This is a genomic window from Streptomyces gobiensis (genome assembly GCF_021216675.1).
GTDB classification, from domain to species: Bacteria; Actinomycetota; Actinomycetes; order Streptomycetales; family Streptomycetaceae; genus Streptomyces; species Streptomyces gobiensis.
Map to the genome: position 1 here is coordinate 5,194,413 of NZ_CP086120.1, position 26,400 is coordinate 5,220,812.

The 26,400-nt window shown below is 69.3% G+C and carries 24 protein-coding genes; 20 read left to right on the forward strand and 4 right to left on the reverse strand.

The window, feature by feature from the left end:
- The first annotated feature begins 6 nt into the window (after positions 1-6).
- The 3 genes from test1122_RS24115 to test1122_RS24125 are packed head-to-tail and all read left to right on the forward strand — an operon-like array spanning position 7 to position 4,031.
- Positions 7-1,638 carry an AMP-binding protein gene (locus test1122_RS24115; protein ID WP_232271269.1) on the forward strand — a complete coding sequence of 544 codons (1,632 nt, stop codon included), beginning with the start codon at positions 7-9 and terminating at the stop codon, positions 1,636-1,638.
- Positions 1,635-2,876, forward strand: a complete 1,242-nt coding sequence (locus test1122_RS24120) for an acyl-CoA dehydrogenase family protein (RefSeq protein ID WP_232271270.1) — start codon at positions 1,635-1,637, stop codon at positions 2,874-2,876. Before test1122_RS24115 ends, test1122_RS24120 begins: the two co-directional genes overlap by 4 nt.
- A 33-nt stretch (positions 2,877-2,909) precedes the next feature.
- Positions 2,910-4,031, forward strand: a complete 1,122-nt coding sequence (locus test1122_RS24125; RefSeq protein WP_232271271.1) for an acyl-CoA dehydrogenase family protein — start codon at positions 2,910-2,912, stop codon at positions 4,029-4,031.
- A gap of 6 nt (positions 4,032-4,037) precedes the next feature.
- On the opposite strand, the gene test1122_RS24130 is transcribed toward test1122_RS24125, so the two are convergent.
- Positions 4,038-4,784: an enoyl-CoA hydratase/isomerase family protein gene (locus test1122_RS24130; RefSeq protein WP_232271272.1), complete on the reverse strand. Its 747-nt coding sequence runs from the start codon at positions 4,782-4,784 to the stop codon at positions 4,038-4,040.
- Between the two features lie 436 nt (positions 4,785-5,220).
- On the opposite strand from test1122_RS24130, the gene test1122_RS24135 reads away from it, so the two are divergent.
- Positions 5,221-5,871 (forward strand): HdeD family acid-resistance protein, encoded by a 651-nt coding sequence (locus test1122_RS24135; protein ID WP_232271273.1) that lies wholly within the window; start codon positions 5,221-5,223, stop codon positions 5,869-5,871.
- 159 nt (positions 5,872-6,030) lie between these two features.
- The gene (locus tag test1122_RS24140) at positions 6,031-6,504 is read left to right on the forward strand and encodes an ATP-binding protein (RefSeq protein WP_232271274.1); all 474 of its coding nucleotides are present in this window, start codon (positions 6,031-6,033) and stop codon (positions 6,502-6,504) included.
- A gap of 19 nt (positions 6,505-6,523) precedes the next feature.
- Here test1122_RS24140 and idi read toward each other — a convergent pair whose 3' ends face one another.
- Positions 6,524-7,084: an isopentenyl-diphosphate Delta-isomerase gene (gene idi, locus test1122_RS24145; RefSeq protein ID WP_232271275.1), complete on the reverse strand. Its 561-nt coding sequence runs from the start codon at positions 7,082-7,084 to the stop codon at positions 6,524-6,526.
- Between the two features lie 62 nt (positions 7,085-7,146).
- Positions 7,147-8,082: a cation diffusion facilitator family transporter gene (locus test1122_RS24150; RefSeq protein ID WP_232271276.1), complete on the reverse strand. Its 936-nt coding sequence runs from the start codon at positions 8,080-8,082 to the stop codon at positions 7,147-7,149.
- A 407-nt stretch (positions 8,083-8,489) separates the two neighbouring features.
- On the opposite strand from test1122_RS24150, the gene test1122_RS24155 reads away from it, so the two are divergent.
- From test1122_RS24155 to test1122_RS24225, 15 genes are all read left to right on the forward strand, one after another.
- On the forward strand, positions 8,490-10,394 hold the full coding sequence (locus test1122_RS24155) for a DUF5941 domain-containing protein (RefSeq protein ID WP_232272055.1): 1,905 nt from the start codon (positions 8,490-8,492) through the stop codon (positions 10,392-10,394).
- On the forward strand, positions 10,391-11,143 hold the full coding sequence (locus tag test1122_RS24160; RefSeq protein WP_232271277.1) for a phosphocholine cytidylyltransferase family protein: 753 nt from the start codon (positions 10,391-10,393) through the stop codon (positions 11,141-11,143). Before test1122_RS24155 ends, test1122_RS24160 begins: the two co-directional genes overlap by 4 nt.
- Complete coding sequence (locus test1122_RS24165) at positions 11,131-12,195, forward strand: iron-containing alcohol dehydrogenase family protein (protein ID WP_232271278.1); 1,065 nt, start codon at positions 11,131-11,133, stop codon at positions 12,193-12,195. The genes test1122_RS24160 and test1122_RS24165 overlap by 13 nt, the downstream gene beginning before the upstream one ends.
- A gap of 73 nt (positions 12,196-12,268) precedes the next feature.
- Positions 12,269-12,958, forward strand: coding sequence for a CDP-alcohol phosphatidyltransferase family protein (locus tag test1122_RS24170; RefSeq protein ID WP_232272056.1), 690 nt, complete (start codon positions 12,269-12,271; stop codon positions 12,956-12,958).
- 35 nt (positions 12,959-12,993) lie between these two features.
- On the forward strand, positions 12,994-13,848 hold the full coding sequence (locus tag test1122_RS24175; protein ID WP_422397092.1) for a glycosyltransferase family 2 protein: 855 nt from the start codon (positions 12,994-12,996) through the stop codon (positions 13,846-13,848).
- Between the two features lie 61 nt (positions 13,849-13,909).
- The gene (locus tag test1122_RS24180) at positions 13,910-14,860 is read left to right on the forward strand and encodes an ABC transporter permease (protein ID WP_232271280.1); all 951 of its coding nucleotides are present in this window, start codon (positions 13,910-13,912) and stop codon (positions 14,858-14,860) included.
- Positions 14,847-15,656: an ABC transporter ATP-binding protein gene (locus tag test1122_RS24185; protein WP_232271281.1), complete on the forward strand. Its 810-nt coding sequence runs from the start codon at positions 14,847-14,849 to the stop codon at positions 15,654-15,656. Before test1122_RS24180 ends, test1122_RS24185 begins: the two co-directional genes overlap by 14 nt.
- Positions 15,657-15,870: 214 nt before the next feature.
- The gene (hpnC, locus tag test1122_RS24190; protein WP_422397049.1) at positions 15,871-16,776 is read left to right on the forward strand and encodes a squalene synthase HpnC; all 906 of its coding nucleotides are present in this window, start codon (positions 15,871-15,873) and stop codon (positions 16,774-16,776) included.
- The gene (hpnD, locus tag test1122_RS24195) at positions 16,773-17,720 is read left to right on the forward strand and encodes a presqualene diphosphate synthase HpnD (protein ID WP_232271283.1); all 948 of its coding nucleotides are present in this window, start codon (positions 16,773-16,775) and stop codon (positions 17,718-17,720) included. The genes hpnC and hpnD overlap by 4 nt, the downstream gene beginning before the upstream one ends.
- Complete coding sequence (gene hpnE, locus test1122_RS24200) at positions 17,717-19,126, forward strand: hydroxysqualene dehydroxylase HpnE (RefSeq protein WP_232271284.1); 1,410 nt, start codon at positions 17,717-17,719, stop codon at positions 19,124-19,126. The genes hpnD and hpnE overlap by 4 nt, the downstream gene beginning before the upstream one ends.
- 112 nt (positions 19,127-19,238) lie before the next feature.
- A complete protein-coding gene (locus test1122_RS24205; protein WP_232272057.1) occupies positions 19,239-20,300 on the forward strand; it encodes a polyprenyl synthetase family protein in 1,062 nt (353 codons plus the stop codon).
- Between the two features lie 54 nt (positions 20,301-20,354).
- Entirely contained in the window at positions 20,355-22,316 is a 1,962-nt protein-coding gene (gene shc, locus test1122_RS24210; protein ID WP_232271285.1) for a squalene--hopene cyclase, read from the forward strand.
- Positions 22,316-22,987 carry a phosphorylase family protein gene (locus test1122_RS24215; RefSeq protein WP_232271286.1) on the forward strand — a complete coding sequence of 224 codons (672 nt, stop codon included), beginning with the start codon at positions 22,316-22,318 and terminating at the stop codon, positions 22,985-22,987. Before shc ends, test1122_RS24215 begins: the two co-directional genes overlap by 1 nt.
- Before the next feature lie 5 nt (positions 22,988-22,992).
- Positions 22,993-24,006 (forward strand): adenosyl-hopene transferase HpnH, encoded by a 1,014-nt coding sequence (gene hpnH / locus test1122_RS24220; RefSeq protein WP_232271287.1) that lies wholly within the window; start codon positions 22,993-22,995, stop codon positions 24,004-24,006.
- A gap of 69 nt (positions 24,007-24,075) precedes the next feature.
- A complete protein-coding gene (locus tag test1122_RS24225) occupies positions 24,076-25,476 on the forward strand; it encodes an aspartate aminotransferase family protein (RefSeq protein WP_232271288.1) in 1,401 nt (466 codons plus the stop codon).
- 119 nt (positions 25,477-25,595) lie between these two features.
- Here the strand turns inward: test1122_RS24225 and test1122_RS24230 are convergent, their stop codons facing one another.
- Positions 25,596-26,390, reverse strand: coding sequence for a tyrosine-protein phosphatase (locus tag test1122_RS24230; protein ID WP_232271289.1), 795 nt, complete (start codon positions 26,388-26,390; stop codon positions 25,596-25,598).
- Positions 26,391-26,400: the final 10 nt, after the last annotated feature.

A 26,400-nucleotide genomic window follows, 5' to 3' on the forward strand; every position in this document is an offset into this window, starting at 1 on the left:
GCGCGGATGCGTAACGAAGCACTGGAGAAAATGATCGTCGGGGACATGCTCAGTACGCGGGCACAGACTCACCGTAATGAGACGTTCCTGAAATTCCATGAAGGCGACCTCAGTTACGGTGAGGTCGACCAGATGACCAACCGGATGGCCCAGGGGCTCGCGGCGCTCGGTGTCGACCGAGGCGACCATGTAGCGGTCATGCTCCCGAACTGCCCCGAACTCCTCTACACCATCTTCGCGCTGAGCAAGCTCGGCGCCGTGGCCGTGCCCGTGAACACGGCCCTGTGCGGCAACTTACTCCGCCGCACGCTGTCCGGCTCCAACTCCTCATTCCTCGTCGTGGACGCCCCGTACGCCGAGGAGTTGCCCGCGCTGACGCCTTGCCTGCCCGGACTGAAGCAGATCGTCGTGCGCACCCGGGACAGCGCGCGGTTGCCCTCCGGACACCTGGGCAAGCCGGCCGTCTCCCTGTCCAGCCTGCTGTCATACGGCGCCGACGCCCCCCGTGCGGATGTGGCGTTCTGCGACCTGCAGGCGATCATGTACACCTCGGGGACGACGGGCCCGTCCAAGGGCGCCATGGTCTCCCACGCGCTGGCACTGACCTGCGCCCTGGACTCGCTGGACTTCCTGGACCGGTGGGGCAAGACGACCTACTGCCCGCTGCCCCTGTTCCATGCGGCGGGCCTGTGGGACGGAGTGCTGTCGGCGCTGCTGTCCGGCAGTCCCGTCGCCATCGCCGACCGGTTCCATGTGACCAGGTTCTGGGACGATGTGCGGCACTTCGGCGCCCAGGCCGCGCTGAGCGTGTTCTCGATGATCCCGATGCTGCTCAACCAGGAGCCGAGCGAGCGGGACAAGGACCATCCCCTGGAAGTCTTCTATATGGGCAAGTCGGTCCTCGATGAGCCGCTGTACGACAGGTTCGGTGTCCGCTCGGCGGAGACCTACACCAGCACCGAGGTCGGCATCGCCACCGGCAGCCCCTACGGCGAGTGGAAGCTCGGCTCATGCGGGCAGGCACATGAAGAGCGCTTCGAAGTCAGTGTCGTCGATGAGCTTGACCGGCCGGTCGGTCCGGGAGAACCGGGAGAGCTGGTCGTACGGCCCCGGCAGCCGTACATCATCACGGGCGGCTACTACGGCGCGCCGGAAGCCACCGCCCACAGCTTCCGCAATATGTGGTTCCACACCGGCGACCGGGTGTGGCGTGACGCCGACGGCTACTTCTACTTCCTGGACCGGATGAAAGACGCCATCCGCAGACGTGGCGAGAACATTTCCGCCTTTGACCTGGAATGCGAGGTCAATCTGCACCCGGCGGTGCTGGAGTGCGCCGCGTTCGGTGTGCCGTCCGAGCTCGAGGAAGAGGACGTCAAACTGGCCGTTGTCGTACGCCCCGGGGCCACCCTGGACACCGCCGAACTGGCCGACTTCTGCGAAAAGCGGCTGCCCCGGCACATGGTCCCCCGGTACGTGGAGTTCCTGGACGAGCTGCCCCGCACGCCCACCGACAAGGTCGCCAAGCACCGGCTGCGGGCGGAGGGTGCCCACGGCATCACCTCCGGCTGCTGGGACCGGTACGCGCAGCGGGCCCGGCGCCCGGCTGCGGCCGTACCACAGGAGGGACGGGCGTGAACTGGGAGGAGACCCCCGACGAGCGGGACTTCCGGCATGAGGTACGCGCCTTCGCCCGGGAGCGCTTCCCCGTCGGCTACGGGCCGGATCCGGAGGCCGAGCACAGCCTGGAGCCCGAGGATGTGTGGGGTTACGACTGGCCCGCCGACCGGCTGTCCAGGGATCCGGCACGCCGCGCGGGCGCCCGTGCCTGGGCGGCGGCGCTGGCCGAGCGGGGCTGGATCGCCCCGGGCTGGCCCGTCGAGTACGGCGGCGCGGGGCTGTCCGCGATGCGGGAGTTCATCCTGCGGGAGGAGATGATGCGGGCCGGTGTCCCCACGGTGAACGGCATTGGAGCGATGCTGCTCGGGCCGACGCTCCTGGAGTACGGCACCGAAGAGCAGCGCGCCGCACATCTGCCCGGCATCGCGCGTGGAGAGACCACCTGGGCCCAGGGCTTCTCCGAGCCCGGGGCCGGCTCCGACCTGGCGTCGCTGCGCACCAGGGCGGTGTGTGCGGGGCCCGGCTCCGGGTCGTACCTCGTCAACGGGCAGAAGGTGTGGACCTCTTCGGCGCAGTATGCCGACTGGCTGTTCGTCCTCGTGCGCACCGACCCCGAAGCGCCGAAGCACAAGGGGATCACCTTTCTGCTCATCGACGCGTCCAGCCCCGGTGTCGCCATCCGGCCGGTCCAGGACATGCGCGGCGCCACACCCTTCGCGGAGATCTTCTTCGACGATGTCAGCGTCCCGGTGGCCAACAGGGTCGGCGCGGAAAACCAGGGCTGGTACGTGGCCATGGCGGCACTGGGCTTCGAACGCGCGGGAATCGGGGCCACCGTCAAGTTCGAGCAGGTGCTGTCGCGGCTGGTCGGCTGTCTGCGCTCGGAAAAGGAACCGGGCTGTCCGGGCCGGGACACCGCGGTACTGCGGCACGAGATCGCCCAGCGCTATATCGAGCTGCGCACGCAGTACAACCTGGCACGCCACACCGCCTCCCAGCTCGAAGCCGTTGGCATACCCGGCCACGAGGCGTCGGTCAGCCAGCTGTTCGGCGCCGAACTGCACCAGCGGCTGGCGCGCACCGGCGCCAAGGCCTTCGGCCCGTACGCGCAGCTGTGGCAGCGCGACGGCGCACCCATGGAAGCCGCCTTCGCCCATATGCGCTTCGACGCCGTCGCCGCCACGCTGCTCGGCGGCACCACGGAGATTCAGCGACGGGTCATCGCTACGCGCGGTCTCAAGCTGCCCAAATCCTGAGTCCTGAGCCCGGACAACGAAGATCGGAGAGGCGTGGTGGACCTGACCCCCACCGAGGAACAGCGGCACATCCAGGCAGCCGCGGCGGATCTGCTGGCCGCCAGGAGCCGGGAGGCGGGCGCCCGGGCCGTGCGCGCCGAGCCCGCGGGCTACTCGGCGGAGCTGTGGAAGGAGATGACCGGGCTGGGCTGGCCCGGACTCGCACTGCCCGAGGAATACGGCGGAGCCGACGGCGGATTCCTCGAACTCTGCCTGCTGTTCGAGGAACTGGGCCGACATCAGGTGCCCAGCCCGCTGCTGACCACCATGGCCTGTGCCGCGCTTCCCATAGCCCGCCACGGCAGCGCCGCCCAGCGCGCCCAATGGCTGCGAGCGGTGGCCCAGGGCCGCACGCTGAGCTATGTGCGGGCCGCGCCCCGGGGCGACTGGAACGCCACCGGCTCGGATGTTGTGGCGGAGCCGGCCGGCCAGGGCTTCCGGCTGCACGGCACCGCACTGTTCGTACCGTACGCCGGGACCGCCGACGCTCTGCTGGTGATCGCCCGGACCGGCGGCCCGGAGGAGCTGACGGCACTGCTGGTGGACAACGCGCCCCCCGGTGTCCGCTGCGAGCGGCTGGACGTGGTCGGCAACGACCCCCACTACCGGGTGGACTTCACCGCTGTGACCGTCCCCGGGGAGCGCGCGGTCGGCGCCGTCGGCTCCGGCCGGACGGTGGCCGGGACGGCCGCCGAGCTGGGCGCGGCGGCAACCTGCGCCGAGATGGCCGGCGGCGCGCAGGGCGTACTCGATATGACGGTCGGCCACGCTCGCCGTCGCGAACAGTTCGGCCGGCCCATCGGCAGCTTCCAGGCGGTCCAGCACCACTGCGCGAATATGGCCGTCGATGTGCTGGGTTCACGACTGGGCGCGTACGAATCGATCTGGCGGCTGTCGCAGGGTCTCCCGGCCACCATGGAGGTCTCGCTGGCCAAGGCCTGGGGGAGCGAGGCGTACCAGCGGGTGTGCGCGCTGGGACACCAGGTGCACGGGGCGATCGGCTTCACATACGAGCACGATCTGCACTTCTTCCACCGCCACGCGGTGGCGAGCGCGCTGGCGTTCGGCGACGCCGACCACCACATCGCCCGCGTCACGCGGTATCTGGGCCTGTAACCGAGCTCAGGCTGACCAGGTGAAGCGCGGCGGACGGCGCTCCAGGAAAGCGGCGACGCCCTCGGCGGACTCGCCGCTTTCCTGAGCCTGTGCCGCCCAGTAGGCGATACGGTCCTGGGGTGCAGGGCCGTCCGTGAACTCCTTCGCGGCGGCCTGTGTCAGGCCCGAGCGCGCCACCAGCGTCGCGGTGAACTCCGCGACCCGCTTGTCCAGCTCGTCCTCGGGCAGTACCTCGTCGGCCAGGCCGGTGCGCAGCGCCCTCGCGGTGTCGATCAGCTCACCGGAGAAGAGCAGGTACTTGGCCGTCGCCGGGCCGGTGAGCCGGGCCAGCCGCTGGGTGGAGGTGGGCGGATAGACGATGCCCAGCTTCGCCGGGGTGACCCCGAAGGAGGCGCCCTCGGCTGCGAACCGCAGATCGCAGGCGACGGCGAGCTGACAGCCGCCGCCCACGCAGTAGCCGCGGATCGCGGCCAGGGTCGGTTTGGGGAACGCGGCGAGGGTGTTCTCGGCGGTTACCGCGAGATCCCTCGGCGCGGTGTTCTCCCGGAGGCTGCTGATGTCGGCGCCGGCGCAGAACGTATCGCCCTCGCCGGTGAGCACCAGGGCCCGGACAGCCGGGTCGGCGGCGAGCTGGTCCAGCAGGGGTGGCAGCTGCTGCCACATTGCTGTCGTCATCGCGTTGCGTTTTGCGGGGTTGCGGAGGCGTACGGTCGCGACTCCGTCGTGCGTTTCGCACGCCAGGCCGGGGTTCATGGGGGGCGATGCTATCCGGTTGGCTTCGGGGGGCTCTCCCCGGTCCCGCCCCTTCCCGTGCCGATGTGGGGCTCCGCCCTGTGGCGGGGCTTCGCCTTGGGATGGGTGCCGTGGGTGGGGTTCCCCGTATCCCGCCCCTTCCCGGAACCGGGGCTTTGCCCCGGGCTCCGGGGTGGCCGGGTGCGGACGGTGGCCGGGTTGTGCCCACCAAGCGTCGCGAGCTCCGCCCCGGTGTTGGCCGGAGCGTCGTGGCTGGGGTGGGTGGGTGGTTGCGTAGCAGGGTGGAGCTACGCCCCTCGCGGGGCTGCGAGTGCCCACAACAAGGGGGGAGTGCCCACAACACTGGCTTGCCCACAACAATTGCTTGGGTGCGGATGGAGTAGTTGGGGCGGCGGGTGGGAGGTTGGGGAGGGATGCTGGGGTTGGAGGTGTAGCTATGGCTGACCGACCGAGGAAGGACGCTCGTCAGCAGGAGGCCAAGCTCAGCCGCAATCTGGGCTGGCTCGCTGTGCTCGGCGGGGTGCTGGTCGTGAGCGGCGTCGTCGGGCTTGTCTATGTCGGCGTCGCGACCATCACATCTATGCTGCTCTTCGGCTGGCTGCTGCTGATCGGCGGTCTCGTCGGGCTGCTGCACGCCCTGTTGTCACGTAAGGCGCATTACTTCTGGCTTGGGCTGATCGTCGCCGCGCTCTATCTCGCCGCGGGTGTGGTGGTCATCCGGTACCCCGGGGCGAGTGCCGAGGGGCTGGCGCTCTTCGCCGCGCTGCTCTTCCTCACCGGTGGTGTGTTCCGGCTGGTCGGAGGGATGGTGTTGCGGGGTGAGCAGATGATCTGGACGCTGGTGCAGGGTGCGTTCGGGATTGTGCTGGGCGTGATGGTGCTCGCCGAGTGGCCGGACAGCACGCTCTATGTGCTGGGCGCGTTCTTCTCTCTCGCGCTGCTCTTCGATGGGCTGGGTCTGATCGCTACCGGTGTCGGTGGACGGCACATCGTCGGCGTGGTCGCGCAGGGGCGCGAGGACATGGAATCCATGGGCGGTGACACAGAGTCCATGAATGATGAACGAGGTGACCAAGGGCGGACATAACACTGAATGAAATGCGCAGAACCGGTCTAGATCCTTCGATAGGTGACCAGTTCGGGACAGCGAGCCATCAGATCTCGGTATGTACCAACACTCGTAGTGGTAGGTGGCCTGTCAGCAAGGGCCGCGGTGGCTGCGGACAAGAGGGTGGGTGCCGGTCTGATGGAGAGCCGCGGGAGTGCCCTGCCGCAGCCGTCGGCCGAGGTTCCGGCGGCATATGAGGGAGCCTGGCGCTTCACCGCTCCCGCGCTGGACTCCTCGGTTCCACAGGTGCGGCACGCTGTGCGTGACCTGATCCGTCGCCAGCGGGCGCCGGTCCCCGAGGAGCTTTTGCAGGGGTTGCTGTTGATCGTGTCCGAGCTGGTGACCAACGCCGTACGGCATGCCGCCCTGCTCTCACCGGAGGTGGGTGTGGAGGTGTCGCTGGGCACCGGGTGGGTCCGTATTGCCGTTGAGGACAACCACCCCTACCGCCCCAAGGCGCTGGACGCCGACCCGGACCAGGAACACACCGGCGGACGTGGGCTGCTCCTGGTCAAGTCGGTCGTGGCCGAAGCGGGCGGCTCCTGCGATATTGAGCAGACGGCCGCCGGAGGCAAGATCATCTGGGCTGCCTTGCCCCTTCCCGCTCGCTGAGCTACCGACGCTCGCTGAGCTACCAGCCGGCTGCCGTTCCGGTCACCGCGCGGATTCCGGGGCGGGCCGCGTTCAGCACCGTCATGAACCAGGCCGAGAACGGTCCTTCCGCGTGCCGCTTCGCCAGCTCCTCGGGTGTGACGAAGGCGGTCTCCGCGATCTCGGCCGGGTCCGGCCGCAGCGGGGCCCGCACGAGCCCTGCGAAAAGGTGGTTGTACTCCTGCTCGACCAGTCCGGACGCCGGGTCGGGGTGGTTGTAACGGACCGTTCCCGCCTCCCGCATCAGGGTGGGCGCGACGCCCAGCTCCTCACCAACCCGGCGGGCCGCCGCCGCGAACGGCGGCTCACCGGGATAGGGGTGCCCACAGCAGGTGTTCGACCAGACTCCGGGGGAGTGGTACTTCTCCAGCGCCCGGCGCTGGAGAAGCAGACGTCCTTGGTCATTGAAGAGAAAGACGGAGAAGGCGCGGTGCAGCTGACCCGGGGCCTGGTGGGCGGAGAGCTTCTCCGCCGTGCCGATGGTCGTTCCGCTCTCATCGACCAGCTCAAGCATGATCGGGTCCGCTGCGGTTTTCGCCATGTTCATCCTTCTATTCGAATGACTGCTTTACGGCTGGCTGTCCCAGTGTGCCGTAAATCGCCTCAGTGGCAGAGTTTGGCTTCATGCTCAGCATGTCCATGCGGCTCGAGTTGGAACGTGCAGTGCGTCACTGCGAAGTGGTCGCCCAGGCAGTCCTGGAGCTCATGCAGTATCCGCTCATGCCCGACCGAGTCCAGGACCTCCTGGCTGACCACGACATGGACGGAGAGCACGGGCATCCCGGAAGTGATCGTCCAGATATGCAGATCGTGCAGGCCCTCGACACCGGGGACCTCCAGGATGTGCTGACGTACCTCCGCGATGTCGACATCCTTGGGCGCCGCCTCCAGCAGCACGTCCAGCGCCTCCCGGGCCAGCTTGACGGTACGCGGAACGATCATGACGGCGATCACCAGCGAGGCGATCGGGTCGGCCTGCGTCCAGCCGGTCAGCAGGATCACCAAGGCGGCGATCACCACGGCCAGCGAGCCGAGGGCATCGGCCATGACCTCCAGAAAAGCGCCACGGACATTGAGGCTCTCCCTCTGCCCACGCATCAGCAGCGAGAGCGAGACACTGTTGAGAGCGAGGCCGATCACACCGAAGAGGACAGTGAGCCCGCCCGGTACATCGGTGGGGTTGCGCAGCCGGTCAACCGCCTCGATCAGGATGTAGCCGCCGACCCCGAGCAGCAGCAGACAGTTCAGCAGTGCGGCCAGGATCTCGATCCGGGCGAACCCGAAGGTCCGGTGCGCGCTCGTGGGGCGGTTCGCGAAGTGGATCGCGACCAGGGCCATCCCGATGCCGATGACATCGGTCGCCACATGTCCCGCGTCGGCCAGCAGCGCCAGCGAGCCGGTGAGCCAGGCGCCGATGATCTCCGCGAGCAGCAGAGTGAGGGCGATGGCCAGCGTGATCCGCAGCCGCCCCTTGTACGCCGCTGCCGCGGTGCCGTTCGCCAACGGCCGTGGCCCTCCGTGGTCGTGCCCTGCACCCATGAACGCTGCCTCCCGTACTGCTGGTTCACTCTGGTCGTTTTCGTGGTCATGTTGTCTTCGGACTGGCCCAGTGAACTACGGGCGGGGGGTATAGGCAACGCGGCACTGAACACCGTTGTCATATGCTCTGACCTGGGCATTTGCGTCGCAGGTCAGCGCGGTCCGGGAGGCCGGGGGAGAGCCACGTCATGGCAGCAGCCTAATGACCGCCGGGGACGGCAGCGGGACCGCCGTTTTGGCGTAGCGGCCATGATCGACCATGCTGGTCCCGGCAGCGCAACCGAGCGACGGTGAATGTGCGGTGAACGGCCGCTTCCGCCGATCCGATAACCTCTGCCGACATGCCGCCCGTCCCCTGGGGGCGATGGCGCATCGCGGATATGCACGCTGCCAAGGAGTGGGTTCGTCTGTCGACCGCTATTCTCACCGGCTCGCCGGTCGCCGGGTCGCCGCTGGAGAGCGATCTGCGGTCGCTCGGGTTCACCGTGCGTGTGGCGGCGGATGCCGCCGAGGTGCCGGCCCTGCTGGACGCCGTTCCCGGCGGGGAGCGGGTTGCGCTGGTGGATGCCCGCTTTGTGGGTCATGCCCATAGCCTGCGGCTGGCGCTGACGGATCCCCGCTTTGCCGCTGGCGCGGTGCCGGGGGCGGTGTGTGTTGCGCCACAGGTGCGGGGGGCGCTGGTACGGGCCGTGGCGGCGGCGGTGGGGTTGGCCCCTGTCTCTCCCCTTCCCGAAGCCGGGGCTCACGCCCCGGACCCCGGGATGGTGGAGGCACCTTCCGGGGGAGTCGCGCGTTGTGCCCATCCCCTGAGTGCCCACGACGCGGAAGCGTCCAGCTTGCCCGATGCTGTGGTCGGCGTGCTTGACGCTGAAGGTGTTGCTGTGCATCGGCCTGAGTTGGGGGTGCTTGTTGCTGAGGTGCCGGGTGACGACGCCGGGCGGGTGGAGGCCCGGCGGGCGGTTGAGGCCGTTGATGACGAGGCCGTGCGGCTGCGGGCCGCCGTCAAGTCGAGGGACGGCTTCTTCACCACCTTCTGCGTCAGCCCCTACTCGCGCTATATCGCCCGCTGGTGCGCACGGCGCGGGCTGACCCCCAATCAGGTCACCACGGCCTCGCTGCTCACCGCCCTGATCGCCGCCGGGTGCGCGGCGACCGGCACCCGGGGCGGATTCATCGCCGCCGGTGTGCTGCTGATCGTCTCCTTTGTACTCGACTGCACGGACGGCCAGCTCGCCCGCTACGCGCTGCGGTACTCAACGCTCGGCGCCTGGCTGGACGCCACCTTCGACCGGGCCAAGGAGTACGCCTACTACGCCGGCCTGGCGCTTGGTGCGGCCCAAGGCGGCGATGATGTGTGGGCGTTGGCGCTGGGCGCCATGGTCCTGCAGACGGCACGCCATGTTGTCGACTTCTCCTTCAATGAGGCGAACTACTTTGAAGGGGCTGATACGGCCCATACGAGCCCCACGGCCGCCCTCTCCGGCAAGCTGGACAGCGTCGGCTGGACGGTCTGGGCGCGGCGGATGATCATTCTGCCGATCGGTGAGCGCTGGGCCCTGATCGCCGTACTGACCGCGGCCACCACGCCCCGTATCACGCTGACCGTACTGATCATCTGCAGTGCGCTCGCTGCCTGCTACACCACGGCCGGACGGGTGCTGCGCTCGCTGGCCCGGAGGGCTGTGCGGACGGACCGGGCCGCGCGGGCGCTCGCCGAGCTCGCGGACAGCGGGCCGATCGCCGAGGCCGTCGCCCGCACCGTGCGAGGCGCCGCCGCGCCGGTCGTCGCGGCGCTGGGCACCGTGGCCGTCATCGGCGCCGCGCTGTGGGCGCCCACCGGCAGCTGGTGGCCGGTACTGGCGGCCGCGTGCTACGCCCTGCTGTCCGGGCTGGCGGTCTCCCGGCCGCTCAAGGGTCCGCTCGACTGGCTTGTGCCGCCCCTCTTCCGCACCGCGGAATACACCACCATTCTGGTTCTTGCCGCCCGTTCTGAGGTGAACGGCGCCTTGCCCGCCGCTTTCGGGCTGGTGGCGGCGGTCGCCTACCATCACTACGACACGGTGTACCGCATCCGCGGCGGCACCGGGGCGCCTCCGCACTGGCTGGTGCGGGCGATCGGGGGGCACGAAGAACGAACTCTGGTGGTTACCGTCGCCGCCGCCCTATGGCTGGGCGTCGGCGACACATGGTTCACCATCGCGCTGACGGCCCTTGCGGGGGCCCTGGCGCTGGCGGTGCTCGCTGAGAGCATCCGCTTCTGGGTGTCCTCTGGTGCACCCGCCGTACACGACGAAACAGGAGAACCCGCATGATCGGCCTCGTGCTGGCGGCTGGCGCCGGACGGCGTCTTCGCCCCTACACCGACACCCTTCCGAAGGCCCTGGTGCCGGTAGGCCCGGAACAGGACGGGGAGGCCAAGACGGTCCTCGACCTGACCCTGGCCAACTTTGCCGAGGTCGGTCTGACCGATGTCGCGATCGTCGTCGGTTACCGCAAGGAAGCCGTGTACGAGCGCAAGGAGGCGCTGGAGGCGAAGTACGGCGTCTCTCTCACCCTCATCGACAACGACAAGGCCGAGGAGTGGAACAACGCCTACTCCCTCTGGTGCGCCCGTGACGCCATCAAGCACAGCGTGATCCTCGCCAACGGCGACACCGTGCACCCGGTCTCCGTCGAGAAGACCCTCCTCGCCGCCCGCGGCAACGGCCAGAAGATCATCCTTGCCCTCGACACGGTGAAGCAGCTCGCCGACGAGGAGATGAAGGTCGTCGCGGACCCCGAGAAGGGCGTTCAGAAGATCACCAAGCTGATGGACCCGGCCGAGGCCACCGGTGAGTACATCGGCGTCACCCTCATCGAGGGAGAGGCCGCCGGTGAGCTCGCCGACGCCCTGCAGACCACCTTTGAGCGCGACCCCGACCTCTACTACGAGGACGGCTACCAGGAGCTGGTGAACCGGGGCTTCAAGGTCGACGTCGAGCCGATCGGCGATGTCACCTGGGTCGAGATCGACAACCACGATGACCTCGCCAAGGGACGGGAGATCGCGTGCCAGTACTGACGCGACTGATCCCGTCCCCGCTGACGGTCGACATCCGCGCCGGTGCGCTGGACGGTCTGGCGGGTCTCCTGGCCGACCAGCGGATCGCCCCCACCGGCAAGCTCGCCTTCGCCATCAGCGGCGGCTCCGGCCACGCGCTGCGCGACCGGCTGGCCCCCGCGCTGCCGGGCGCCGAGTGGTTCGACTGCGCCGACGGCACGATCGACGGCGCGGTGCGGCTCGCCGACGCCGTCAAGAAGGCCGGTCGCTACGACGCGATCGTCGGCCTCGGCGGCGGCAAGATCATCGACTCCGCGAAGTACGCCGCCGCACGGGTCGGGCTGCCGATGGTGGCCGTCGCGACCAATCTCGCGAACGACGGGCTGTGCTCCCCGGTCTCCACCCTGGACAACGACGCGGGCCGTGGCTCATACGGAGTGCCGAACCCGATCGCCATCGTGATCGACCTCGACATCATCCGTGAGGCCCCGGTCCGCTTCGTCCGCGCCGGTATCGGTGACGCCATGAGCAACATCTCGGCCGTCGCCGACTGGGAGCTCTCCCACCGCGAGACCGGCGAGCCCGTGGACGGCCTCGCCGCCGCGATGGCCCGCAGCGCCGGAGACTCGGTCCTGCGCCACCCCGGCGGCATCGGCGATGACGACTTCCTGGTCATCCTCGCCGAGGCGCTGGTTCTCACCGGCATCTCGATGTCCATCGCCGGTGACAGCCGCCCGGCCTCCGGGGCGTGCCATGAGATCTGTCACGCCCTCGATCTGCTCTACCCCAAGCGCTCCGCGCTGCACGGTGAGCAGTGCGGCCTCGGCGCCGCCTTCGCGATGCATCTGCGCGGTGCCCTCGAGGAGTCCGCGCTGATGGGCGAGGTACTGCGACGGCACGGGCTGCCCGTACTGCCCACGGAGATCGGGTTCAACGAGGACGAGTTCGTCGGGGCGGTCGAGTACGCACCGCAGACCCGTCCCGGGCGGTACACGATCCTCGAACATCTGAACCTGTCCACCGACGAGATCAGGGACGCATACGCCGACTATGCAAAAGCCATCAGTAGCTGAACTCCGTCCCGTCGTTCACCCCGAGGGTGTGAAGGACAGGCGCAGTGGTGAGCACTGGGCCGGACGCCTCTATATGCGAGAGATCTCGCTGCGGTGGACCCGGCACCTGGTGAACACCAGGATCACCCCTAACCAGCTCACCTATCTGATGGTCGTCGCGGGCGTCCTGGCGGGCGCGGCACTGCTGGTGCCGGGCCTGACCGGGGCGCTCCTCGGTGCCCTTCTCATCCAGCTCTATCTGCTGCTCGACTGTGTCGACGGCGAAGTGGCCCGCTGGCGGCAGCAGACCTCGATCACCGGGGTCTACCTCGACCGGGTCGGTCACTACCTGGCCGAGGCGGCACTGCTGGTCGGCTTCGGCATCCGCGCCGCGGACATCTTCCACCAGGAGGGTGCCTCCACCCAGTGGATGTGGGCCTTCCTCGGTACGGTGGCCGCGCTCGGCGCCATCCTGATCAAGGCGGAGACCGACCTCGTCGATGTCGCCCGGTCGCGCAGTGGGCTGCCCGCGGTCCAGGACGAGGCGGCGGCGCCGCGTTCCCCGGGGCTGGCGGTGGCCCGTAAGGCGGCCGCCGCGCTGAAGTTCCACCGGCTGGTCGGCGGCGTCGAGGCGTCGCTGTTCATCCTCGCCGTCGCTGTTGCCGACACCATGCGGGGCGGTCTCTTCTTCACGCGGCTGGGGGTCGTCGTACTCGCCGCGATCGCCGTGCTGCAGACGCTGCTGCACCTGGTGTCGATCCTCGCCTCAAGCAGGCTCCGGTGAGCGCCCCCCTGAAACTCGGCGCGGTTGTCCTCACCATGGGCAACCGCCCCGAGGAGCTGCGCGCCCTGCTCGACTCGGTCGCCAAGCAGGACGGCGACCCCATCGAGGTCGTGGTCGTCGGCAATGGCGCACCACTGCCCGGGCTGCCGGATCTCCCCGGGGGCCTGCGGACCGTGGAGCTGCCGGAGAATCTGGGCATTCCCGGCGGCCGCAATGTCGGTATCGAGGCCTTCGGGCCGGGCGGCCGGGACGTGGACGCCCTGCTCTTCCTGGACGACGACGGGCTGCTGCCGGGCACCGACACGGCCGAGCTGTGCCGGGAGGCCTTCACCGCCGACGACGAGCTCGGCATCATCAGCTTCCGGATCGCCGACCCCGACACTGGCCAGACCCAGCGCCGCCATGTTCCCCGGCTGCGCGCCTCCGACCCGATGCGCTCCTCCCGGGTGACCACCTTCCTGGGCGGCGCCAACGCGGTCCGTACGGCGGTCTTCCAGCAGGTCGGCGGCCTTCCGGAGGAGTTCTTCTACGCCCATGAGGAGACCGACCTCGCCTGGCGTGCGCTGAACGCGGGGTGGGCGATCGACTACCGCTCCGACATGGTGCTGCACCACCCCACCACCGCCCCCTCCCGGCACGCGGTCTACCACCGGATGGTCGCCCGCAACCGGGTCTGGCTCGCCCGCCGCAACCTCCCGGCGCCGCTGATCCCCGTCTACCTGGCCGTCTGGCTGCTCCTCACCCTGGCCCGCCGCCCCTCACGGCCTGCGCTGCGGGCCTGGCTGGGCGGCTTCAAGGAGGGGTGGACGACGTCGTGCGGACCGCGTGAGCCGATGAAGTGGCGTACGGTGTGGCGGCTGACCAGACTGGGCCGACCTCCCGTCATCTGACAAGCTTCGGTCTGAGAGCATCAGGGACGAGCCACTGCAGAGTGAGGACGAAAGTTTCAACGTGAGCGAGTCAACGCACGATGGTGCGGTCGCCGTGAACCCCCCGCCATCACCCGACGACGGTCTGTCCCCGGCCGAGCTCGCGGCCAAGCACGGCCTGTCGGTGAGCGGGGCGCGGCCCCCTCTGCTGGCGTATGTGCGGCAGCTGTGGGCGCGACGCCACTTCATTCTGGCCTTCTCCCGGGCCAAGCTGCACGCGCAGTACAGCCAGGCGAAGCTGGGGCAGGTGTGGCAGGTCGCCACCCCGCTGCTGAACGCGGCGGTCTACTTGCTCATTTTCGGCTACATCCTGGGCGCGAAAGACGGAGTCCCCGGGGGCAACAAGAATTACATCCCGTTCCTGGTGATCGGCGTCTTCCTCTTCACCTTCACCCAGCAGTCGGTGATGACCGGAGTCCGCTCCATCTCCAGCAACCTGGGGCTGGTCCGCGCCCTGCACTTCCCGCGCGCCTCGCTGCCGATCTCCTTCGCCCTGCAGCAGCTGCAGCAACTGCTCTACTCGATGATCGTGCTGGTGGTCATCCTGTTCGCCTTCCGGGAGTTCCCCACTTGGCGGTGGCTGCTGGTCGTCCCGGTGCTGGCGCTGCAGTTCGTCTTCAACTCCGGGATCGCGCTGATCATGGCCAGGCTGGGCAGTAAGACCCCTGACCTGGCGCAGCTCATGCCGTTCATCCTGCGTACCTGGATGTACGCGTCCGGCGTGATGTTCCCGCTGCACTATATGCTGACGCACCCCGACCGGCTGGGCGCTCCGGAGTGGGTCGCCGATGTGGTCGCGATGAACCCGATCGCTGTCTATATGGACCTGATGCGGTTCTGCCTGATCCCGGACTATACCTACGATCACCTGGTGCCCCAGGTCTGGCTGGTCGCGGGCGGCTGGGCGCTGCTCTTCGGGGTTCTGGGCTTCGTGTATTTCTGGAAGGCTGAGGAGCGCTATGGCCGTGGCTGAACCAACCAGCATTGCAGGGATGCCGAAGGAGAGCGGTCCGGTCCCAACCGTCATCGCGGACGGGCTGCACATCGTCTATCGCGTCAACGGCGGCAGCAAGGGCAAGGGCAGCGCCACCGCCGCCCTGAACCGCATGATCCGCCGTAAGCCCGGCGGCAGCGGAGTGCGCGAGGTGCACGCGGTCAAGGGCGTCACCTTCACCGCCTATCAGGGCGAGTCGATCGGCCTCATCGGCTCCAACGGCTCGGGCAAGTCCACCCTGCTGCGCGCCATCGCCGGGCTGCTGCCGCCCGAGCGGGGCAAGGTGTACACCAACGGCCAGCCCTCGCTACTGGGCGTCAACGCCGCGCTGATGAACGACCTCACCGGCGAGCGCAACGTCGTGCTGGGCGGGCTGGCGATGGGCATGTCCCGCGAAGAGGTCCGTGAGCGCTACGAGGACATCGTCGCCTTCTCCGGGATCAACGAGAAGGGCGATTTCATCAGCCTGCCGATGCGCACCTACTCCTCCGGTATGGCGGCCCGGCTGCGGTTCTCCATCGCCGCGGCCAAGGACCACGACGTGCTGATGATCGACGAGGCGCTGGCCACCGGCGACAAGAAGTTCCAGAAGCGGTCCGAGGCCCGAATCCGTGAGCTGCGCCAGGAGGCCGGCACCGTCTTCCTGGTCAGCCACAACAACAAATCCATCCGCGACACCTGCGACCGGGTGCTCTGGCTGGAACGCGGTGAGCTCCGGATGGACGGGCCGACCGATGAGGTACTCAAGGCGTATGAGGAATTCGCCGGCGAATAGCGGACTCTGCCCGCCCGCGTCCAAAGCCCCCGTCGGCCGCGGGGGCTTTTTCGCGCAAGCGGGGAAAGGCGGGCGAGATATGCCCCGGGGTCAGTGGCACAGATATGCGACGTAGGCTGGACCGGTGCCGATTGGCGGCGGCGTGTCCGAAATCAAATGTTCTGGGCTAGCGGTGTAGAAACGGAGATGTGACGGCGATGGCTACTGGCAGTCCGTGGTGACGGCGGGCGCGCAAGGGCATGTGAGCGCGGTGCTCGACAAGGCAACGCGTGAAAACTTCCCGGTGGCACCCCGCTTTCTGCCGCGCGTCTGGCGGGAGGATCTGCTGGCCGTCTATGGGTACGCCCGTCTCGTCGACGATATCGGTGACGGTGACCTCGCTCCCGGCGGCGCCGACGCCCGGCTGCTGGGCCTCGACGCACAGTGGTCCGATGACCGCCTGGCCATGCTGGACGCCTTCGAAGCCGATCTGCAGCGTGTTTTTGACGTTGCCGACGACGGAGCCGCTGAGGGTCCCCGGCATCCGCTGCTGCGTGCCCTGATTCCGGCCGTACGCCGCTGCTCCCTCACCCCGGACCCCTTTCTCGCCCTCATCGAGGCCAACCGGCAGGATCAGCGGGTCCGCCGGTACCAGAGCTGGGGGGAGCTGATCGGCTACTGCCAGCTGTCCGCCAATCCGGTCGGACGCCTCGTCCTCGCCGTCACCGGCACCAGCACGCCCGAGCGGGTCCGCCGCTCCGACGCCGTCTGCACGGCCCTGCAGATCGTTGAGCATCTGCAGGATGTCGCCGAGGACCTGGGCCGCGGCCGGATCTATCTGCCCGCCGAGGACATGGCCCGCTTCGCCGTCAGCGAGACCGATCTCGCCGCCCCCACCGCGGGCGCCGCGGTGCGCACACTGGTCGCGTACGAGGCCGAACGCGCCCGGGCGCTGCTGGCTGAAGGCACCCCACTGGTGGCCAGCGTCCGGGGGCGGCTGAGGCTCCTCCTCGCCGGTTTTGTCGGCGGGGGCCGGGCCACCGTGCACGCTCTCCGTACGGCTGGATACGACGTACTGAACGGGCCTGTCAAGCCCGCCAAGCTCAGGCTGCTGCGTGAGGCGGGGGCGATACTGCGATGAGAGGGACGAGCCGCATCCTGGTGCGATCCCAGCCGCTGGCCGCGCCGGTGCTCGCGGCGTATGGCTACTGCGAGTCCATCACCGGCCAGCAGGCCCGCAACTTCGCCTACGGCATCCGGCTGCTGCCCACGCCCAAACGGCGCGCCATGTCCGCGCTGTACGCGTTCTCCCGGCGTATCGACGACATCGGGGACGGCGATCTGGAACTCGGCGCCAAGGAGTCCCGGCTGGCGGACACCCGCGCCCTGCTGGACCGTATCCGTGCGGACCGGATCCTTGAGGACGACACCGACCCGGTCGCCGTCGCGCTCGCCGACGCCGTCCGGCGATACCCGATTCCGCTCGGCGGACTCGATGAGCTCATCGACGGTGTTCTGATGGATGTGCGTGGCGAGACCTATGAGACCTGGGATGACCTGCAGGCGTACTGCCGTTGTGTGGCAGGCGCCATCGGGCGGCTCTCCCTGGGCGTCTTCGGTACGGTGCCAGGTGCCCGGCACGCCGACCGCGCTCCCGAGTACGCCAACACCCTCGGGCTGGCGCTTCAACTCACCAATATCCTGCGGGACATCCGGGAAGACGCCGAAGAGGGGCGCAGTTATCTCCCCCGTGAGGAGCTTGACAAGTTCGGCTGCTCCGAGGGCTTCGACTCCGATGCACCGCCCGCCGGAGCCGACTTCGCCGGGCTGATGCACCATGAAGTACAGCGCGCCCGCAGACTATTCGCCGAGGGGTACCAGCTGCTGCCGATGCTCGACCGCCGATCCGGTGCCTGCGTCGCCGCCATGGCCGGGATCTACCACCGGCTTCTCGACCGGATCGACGCCGACCCCTTGGCTGTGCTGCGCGGCCGGGTCGCGCTGCCCGTACGGCAGAAGGCCCTGGTCGCCGCCCGCGGGCTCTCCGGGCTCAACACCCGCGCCGTCCGCCGGAGCCTGCGGTGATTCGCGAGCGCCGGGCCGTGGTGATCGGCGGCGGCCTCGCGGGCGTCACGACCGCGCTGCGGCTCGCCGACGGCGGACTGGAAACCACCCTGATCGAGGCCCGGCCACGGCTGGGCGGGCTGGCCTTCTCCTTCCGCCGCAGCTCGCCCGCCGGAGAGCTGACCGTCGACAACGGTCAGCATGTCTATCTGCGCTGCTGCACCGCCTACCGCTGGTTCCTCGACCGGATCAACGCCCGGGAACTCGCCCCCTTGCAGAACCGGCTGGACGTCCCCGTCCTCAACGCCGACGGCGGTCGCCTGGGCAGACTCCGCCGCACCGCCCTGCCGGTGCCCTTGCATCTGGCCGCCAGCCTGGCCACCTATCCGCACCTCTCCCTCGCCGAGCGTGCGAGCGTCGGCCGTGCCGCCCTCGCCCTGCGCCGCCTCGACCCGGCCGATCCGGCTCTGGACGGCCTGGACTTCGCCACCTGGCTGCGCCGCCACGGTCAGTCCCCCCGTACCGTCGAGGCCCTGTGGGACCTCGTCGGCGTCGCCACCCTCAACGCCCGTGCCGAACACGCCTCACTCGGCCTGGCCGCCATGGTGTTCAAGACCGGGCTGCTCAGCGAGCCCGGCGCCGCGGACATCGGCTGGGCCCAGGTTCCCCTGGGCGAACTCCATGACACCCTGGCCCGCACCGCGCTGGACAAGGCGGCGGTACGCACCCTCACCGCCGCCCGGGCGCGGCACATCGGTCCCGGACCGGACGGCGGCTGGCGGGTCACCGCAGACCACGGGCGGGGGGAGAACGTACAGCTGGACGCGGATACGGTCGTCGTCGCCGTGCCGCAGACAGCGGCTCCCCGGCTGCTCCCCGACGGTGCGCTGCGGAACCCGGGCCGGCTTCAGGACATCGGGACCGCGCCCATCCTCAACATCCATGTGATCTACGACCGCAAGGTGCTCCGCCGCCCCTTCTTTGCGGCGCTGGGCTCCCCCGTCCAGTGGGTCTTCGACCGCACCCAGACCTCCGGTCTCGCGCACGCTCACGGCGCGGCGGGCAGCCAGTATCTGGCACTCTCCCAGTCGGCGGCGCACGAGGAGATCGACCAGCCGGTCGCCGCGCTGCGCGAGCGCTATCTCCCCGAGCTCCGGCGGCTGCTGCCGGGCACCCGCGAAGCGACCGTACGGGACTTCTTCGTCACCCGGGAACGCACCGCTACTTTCGCGCCCGCACCCGGTGTGGGACGGCTCAGGCCGTCGGCGTGCACCCATGCGCCGGGCCTGTATCTGGCGGGCGCGTGGACCGCCACGGGATGGCCAGCGACCATGGAAGGCGCGGTCCGCAGCGGGCTGACCGCCGCTGACCGCGCCCTGGCCCGGCTCGGGCGGCCGAACCACGACGCTTCCCGGGAGACAGTGTGAGCCGCCAAACGCAACGGAGACCGTGCCAGGTGCCGCACCCCCCGCAGTTCATGGAACAACTCATCTCAGGCATGCTGGTCTGGGCTTCTTTGGAGGAAATCAGGTGAACCCGGTGCAACCGGCGAACGCTGCCATCGACACGGCGAGCGTCACCGCACTGCTGGCGCGCGGACGGACGCTCGCCATGCCGGCGCTGCGCGAAGCCGTAGGCCGCCTCGCCGCGCCGATGGACACCGTCGCCGCCTACCACTTCGGCTGGATCGACGCCGAGGGCCGCCCCGCCGACGGCGACGGCGGCAAGGCCGTCCGCCCCGCGCTCGCCCTGCTGTCCGCTGAAGCGGCGGGTGCGAAGCCCGAGACCGGCATCCCCGGCGCGGTCGCCGTGGAGCTGGTGCACAACTTCTCACTGCTGCATGACGATCTGATGGACGGCGATGAGCAGCGCCGCCACCGGGACACCGTGTGGAAGGTGCACGGCCCGGCCCTGGCCATTCTGGTGGGCGACGCTCTCTTCGCACTGGCCAACGACATACTGCTGGAGTTGGGCACCCCCGAGGCCGGCCGTGCCGCACGCCGTCTCACCGCCGCCAGCCGCAAGCTCATCGACGGCCAGGCCCAGGACATCTCCTTTGAGCACCGCGAACGGGTCACCGTCGAAGAGTGCCTGGAGATGGAGGGAAACAAGACCGGTGCGCTGCTCGCCTGCGCCGTATCCATCGGCGCGGTGCTCGGCGGCGCCGATGAGCGCACCGCCGACGCGCTGGAGTCCTATGGGTACCATCTCGGCCTCGCCTTCCAGGCCGTCGACGACCTGCTGGGCATCTGGGGCGACCCCGAGTCCACGGGCAAGCAGACCTGGAGCGATCTGCGACAGCGCAAGAAGTCGCTCCCGGTCGTCGCCGCCCTGGCCGCCCCGGGCCCGGCAGCGCGGCGGCTCGGCGAGCTGCTGACCGCCGACGCCAAGCGTCCGCAGAGCGCCGGGGACTTCGACGAGGCCGAGTTCGCCGCCCGGGCGTCGCTCATTGAGGAAGCGGGCGGCCGGGAGTGGACCACCCAGGAGGCACGCCGTCAGCACGCCACCGCCCTCGCCGCGCTGGACGGCATCGAGATGCCGGCGCCGGTCCGTGAACAGCTGATCGCCCTGGCGGATTTCGTGGTCGTACGCCAGCGGTGACACCCTCTGGCCCGTAATGGCGGCGTCCGGAGCGTCACTGCAGAAGGGGAAGCCATGACAGCAACCACCAACGGCAGCACCACCGCCAGCCGAGGACCCGCCGGACCCGCCGGACCCGATGCCGTCAGAGCAGCCGCCGAACAGGTGACCGCACGGGCCGTGGAGCGGCTGCTCGCCCTGCAGGACGGGGCGGGCTGGTGGAAGGGTGACCTGGAGACCAACGTCACCATGGATGCCGAGGACCTGCTGCTGCGGGAGTTCCTCGGCGTCCGGGACCAGCGGATCACCGACGCCGCCGCCCGCTATATCCGGTCCCAGCAGCGCGAGGACGGCATCTGGGCGACCTTCCACGGCGGCCCCGGGGAACTGTCCGCCACCGTAGAGGCGTATGTGGCCCTGCGGCTGGCCGGGGACGCGCCGGACGCCCCGCATATGGCCGCCGCGGCCGACTGGATCCGAACCCAGGGAGGCATCGCGGCCACCCGGGTTTTCACCCGGATCTGGCTGGCTCTCTTCGGCTGGTGGCGCTGGCAGGACTTGCCCGAGATGCCACCCGAACTCATCTACCTGCCCAAGTGGTTCCCGCTCAATATCTACGACTTCGGCTGCTGGGCCCGGCAGACCATCGTGCCGCTCACCGTCGTCTGCGCCCACCGGCCCGTACGCCCCGCGCCCTTCCCCCTCGATGAGCTGCACACCGACCCGGACCACCCCAGCCCACCCCGGCCCAGGGCACGGCCCACCAGCTGGGAAGGGGCCTTCCAGCGGCTGGACCGGGCCCTGCACGGCTACCGCAAGACGGCTGTACGCCCACTGCGCCGCGCCGCACTGCGCAGTGCAGGTCGCTGGATCATCGAACGGCAGGAGAACGACGGCTCCTGGGGCGGCATCCAGCCGCCCGCCGTCTACTCGATGATCGCCTTGCGGCTGCTGGGATACGACCTCGACCACCCGGTGCTGCGTGCGGGCCTGGAGTCGCTGGACCGGTTCGCTGTCTGGCGCGACGACGGCAGCCGGATGGTCGAGGCCTGCCAGTCGCCGGTCTGGGACACCTGTCTGGCCACCATCGCGCTGGCCGACGCCGGGCTGCCCGCCGATCATCCGGCGCTGGTCAAGGCCGCCGACTGGATGCTTGATGAGCAGGTCAGCAAGGTCGGTGACTGGTCCGTACGCAGGCCGCAACTGCCCTCAGGAGGCTGGGCGTTCGAATTCCACAACGACACCTACCCGGATGTCGACGACACCGCCGAGGTGATCCTGGCGCTGCGCCGGGTGCAGCACCCGGATCCCAAGCGTCTGAACGCCGCCGTCGAGCGGGGAGTGCGCTGGACCCTCGGCATGCAGTCGCGCAACGGCGCCTGGGCCGCGTTTGACGCGGACAACACCAGCCCCTTTCCCAACCGGCTGCCGTTCTGTGACTTCGGCGAGGTGATCGATCCGCCGTCAGCCGATGTCACCGCGCACGCCGTGGAGATGCTGGCGGCCGTCGGCAGACACCATGATGTCCGCACCCGGCGCGCCATCGGCTGGCTGCTGGCCGCGCAGGAACCCAGCGGGGCCTGGTTCGGCCGCTGGGGCGTCAACTACGTCTACGGCACCGGCTCCGTCGTCCCCGCCCTCACCGCCGCCGGACTGCCCGCCACGCACCCCGCCATCCGCCGCGCGGTCCGCTGGCTGGAGCGAGTGCAGAACGACGACGGCGGCTGGGGCGAGGATCTGCGCTCCTACCGCGACCCCGACTGGATCGCCCGGGGAGCATCCACCGCCTCCCAGACCGCCTGGGCACTGCTCGCCCTGCTGGCGGCGGGGGAGCGGGAGTCCCAGGCGGTGCGGCGCGGGGTGCGCTGGCTCGCCGAGACCCAGTGCGAGGACGGTTCCTGGGAGGAGCCGCACTTCACCGGCACCGGCTTCCCCTGGGACTTCTCGATCAACTACCACCTCTACCGGCTCGTCTTCCCGGTCGCCGCGCTCGGCCGCTATCTGCACGGCTGCGAGCACACCACCCGGACGCCCTGATGCCCGGCGAGGGCGGCCCCGATCCACTGCTGATCGTCTGCGCGCTCGGCATCGAGCATCTCGCCCTGCGCAGCGCCGTCCGCGACGCCCGGGGCACCCGGCCCGGGCCCGCGGGCCCCGTCGCGCTGCTGCGCACCGGCATGGGCCCGCGGGCGGCGCGGCGCGCTGTGGACCGGATGCTGGGCGACCAGCTGCGGACCGGCTTCGCCGGGGTGATCGCCACCGGTTTCTGCGCCGGGCTGGCGCCCGGGATGCGGCCCGGCGATCTGGTCGTCGCCGAGGAGGTCCGGGACGCCGAAGGCCGTATGCGGTGTACGGGCAGCGACCGGCTGGCCAGCGCGCTGGCACGGCTGGGCACCGTGCACACCGGGCCGCTCGTCAGCAGCGACCATGTGGTACGCGGTGCCGAGCGGACCCGGTTGCGGGCCACCGGCGCCCTGGCCGTGGACATGGAGTCCGCGGTCACCCTGCGAACCGCCACCCGGAGCGTGGCCGGAACTGCGAGGGGAACCTGCCCGATTGCGGCTGTTCGGGTGGTGGTGGACGCTCCAGAACACGAACTGGTCCGGTTGGCGACGGTAAGCGGTGGAATATCGGCATTCCGTGTCCTCCGCTCTGTCCTACCTGCCTTCTATGAATGGCACCGTTCACTGTTGCTCCCCTGGAGGTGAGCTCGATGGCCATGCCGCTGCGCCAGGCGATCCGCGTGGGTACGTATCTCTTCGGACAAAAGCTCCGCAGGCGCGATAAGTTCCCCCTCATCGTTGAGCTGGAACCGCTCTACGCCTGCAATCTCCAGTGCGAGGGCTGTGGCAAGATCCAGCACCCGGCCGGAGTGCTCAAACAGCGGATGCCCGTCGCGCAGGCCGTTGGCGCCGTGCTGGAGTCCGGGGCGCCGATGGTTTCCATCGCGGGCGGTGAGCCGCTGATGCACCCGCAGATCGATGAGATCGTCCGGCAGCTGGTCGTCCGGCGGAAATATGTCTTCCTGTGTACCAACGCCATGCTGCTGCGCAAGAACCTCGACCGGTTCGCCCCCTCGCGCTACTTCGCCTTGGCCGTACACATCGACGGGCTGCGGGAGCGGCACGACGAGTCCGTCGCCAAGGAAGGTGTCTTCGACGAGGCGGTGGCCGCCATAAAGGAGGCCAAGGAGCGCGGCTTCCGCGTCACCACCAACTCCACCTTCTTCAACACCGACACCCCGCAGACCGTCATCGAGGTGCTCGACTACCTCAATGACGACCTCAGGGTGGACGAGATGATGATCTCGCCCGCCTACGCCTATGAGAAGGCTCCCGACCAGGAGCGCTTCCTCGGCGTCGAGCAGACCCGCGAGCTGTTCAGGAAGGCCTTCGCCGACGGCAACCGCAAGCGCTGGCGGCTCAACCACAGCCCGCTCTTCCTGGACTTCCTGGAGGGCGGTGCTGACTTTCCCTGTACCGCCTGGGCGATCCCCAACTACTCGCTCTTCGGCTGGCAGCGCCCTTGCTATCTGATGAGCGACGGCTACGTTCCCACCTACCGGGAGCTCATCGAAGAGACCGACTGGGACAGCTACGGCCGCGGTAAGGACCCGCGCTGCGCCAACTGCATGGCGCACTGCGGCTATGAGCCCACCGCCGTACTGGCCACCGTGGGATCCCTCAAGGAGTCACTGCGCGCCGCCAGGGACACCATCACCGGCTGACACACGGCGCCGACACCACACCCCAGCCGTCATTGCCCCAGCCATCAATTGAGCAGGGTGATCAAGACCTTGACTGACTTTCATCTCCCCGGCCTGCTGGCCGGGCGTGGCGCTGAGCGGTACGAGCTGCACTCCCGGCACCTCAACCACCAACTGCCGCGTGTACTGCGCACCCTCGGCTTCGACAAGGTCTATGAACGGGCCGAAGGCGCCTATCTCTATGACGCCGACGGCCAGGACTATCTCGATATGCTCGCGGGCTTCGGGGTGATGGGGCTCGGCCGTAACCATCCCGTCGTCCGCCAGGCGCTGCATGATGTCCTGGACGCCCAGCTCGCCGACCTCACCCGCTTCGACTGCCCGCCGTTGCCCGGACTGCTCGCCGAACGGTTGCTGGAGCATGCGCCCCATCTCGACCGGGTGTTCTTCGGCAACAGCGGCACCGAGGCGGTTGAGACCGCGCTCAAGTTCGCCCGCTGCGCCACTGGGCGCCCGCGCGTGCTCTACTGCGAGCACGCCTTCCATGGACTGACCACCGGCTCGCTGTCGGTCAATGGCGAGGACGGATTCCGGGATGGGTTCGCACCGCTGCTGCCGGACACCGCCATCGCACTGGGCGATCTGGCGGCGCTGGAGCGGGAGCTGGGCCGTGGTGATGTGGCGGCGCTGGTGGTGGAGCCGGTCCAGGGCAAGGGGGTGTACGCGCCTCCGGACGGCTTCCTGCGCGGCGCCCAGGAGCTGCTGCACCGGCACAAGGCGGTCCTTATCGCCGATGAGGTGCAGACCGGTCTCGGCCGGACCGGCGACTTCTTCGCCTACCAGCATGAGGACGGCGTAGAGCCCGATCTGGTCTGTGTCGCGAAGGCACTCTCCGGCGGCTATGTTCCGGTCGGGGCGACGCTCGGCAAGGAGTGGATCTTCAAGAAGGTCTACTCCTCGATGGACCGGGTGCTCGTCCACTCCGCCAGCTTCGGGGGCGGTGCCCCCGCCATGGCGGCCGGGCTGGCCACCCTCGCGGTCATGGCGGACGACAGGATCGTGGAGAACGCCCGGCGGACCGGAGACCTGCTGCGTACGCGGCTGGCCGCGCTGGTCGACGACTATGAGCTACTGCACGATGTGCGTGGCCGGGGGCTGATGATCGGTATTGAGTTCGGCAGGCCTGCCGGGCTTGGGCTGCGGGGGCGGTGGACCATGCTGCGGGCGGTACGCAAGGGGCTCTTCGCGCAGATGGTCGCGGTGCCGCTGCTGCAGCGGCACCGCGTCCTCACCCAGGTCTCTGGCGATCACCTTGAGGTGATCAAGCTCATTCCACCGCTGATCATTGGTGAGCGGGAGGTGGAGCGCTTTGTCGACGCCTTCAGTCAGGTCATGGCGGAGGCTCACGATGGCTCTTCGCTGCTGTGGGATTTCGGCCGCACGCTTCTCACCCACGCGGCGGGCCTTCCCCGATCCCGCCCCTTCCCGTAACCGGGGCTTCGCCCCGGGCCCCGGGGTTGGCCCGGTGCGGGCCGGTGGCCGGGCGTTGTGCCCACCCGTTCCGCCCTGCGGAACGACTGCCCACAACATGGTGACGTCGGTTGGTACGGCTAGTCGAGGAGGCGGGTGCGCAGGCGGTTGCGGGGTTCTTCTGAGAGGCCCAGGCCTTCGCGGAGGTAGATCTCCACATCGCCCCAGGTCTCGATGATCGTGGCGTAAGCGGCCGCCAGATAGGCGGGCCGGGCGTCGAAGAGCGGGGACAGCAGCTCGCGTACCTCGGGGTCGATACGATTCTTCTCACCGGGATTGCCGCGGTGCATCTTGTAGCGGCGGTGTGGATCGTTGGACAGCAGATAGTCCGCCTCGATGGCGTCCCGCTCGACACCCACCGCCAGCAGCGTCACCACGATAGACAGCCCCGCCCGGTCCTTGCCCGCCGCACAGTGCATCAGCGCGGGCACGCTGTCCTCGGCCAGTGCGTGCAGCATCCGGCTGTGTTCGGTGGTACGGCCCTTGATGATCTCCCGGTACGCGGCGGTCATCCGGCCCACCCCCTGCCCATTGGAGAGCGTGGCCCGCAGCTGTGGCAGATCTCCCTCCCGCACCATCTGCCAGAACTCCGCACCATCGGCCGGATCGGTCAGCGGTATGTTGACGTTCCGTACCCCCGGCAGCGCCACATCGGGGCCTTCCAGGGCCTGGTCGGCGGAGTTCCGGAAGTCGAAGACCGTGTGCAGCCCGAGCTGGCTCAGGAAGGCCGTGTCCTCCGGCGTCGCATGGGCCAGATGTCCGCTGCGGAAGAGCACCCCCTGCCGTACCCGGCGGCCATCGGTCGTCGGCAGCCCGCCGAGATCGCGGAAATTGCGTACACCGGTGAGCACAGGCTCAAGGGCTTTGGACGTCACACGCGCTCCT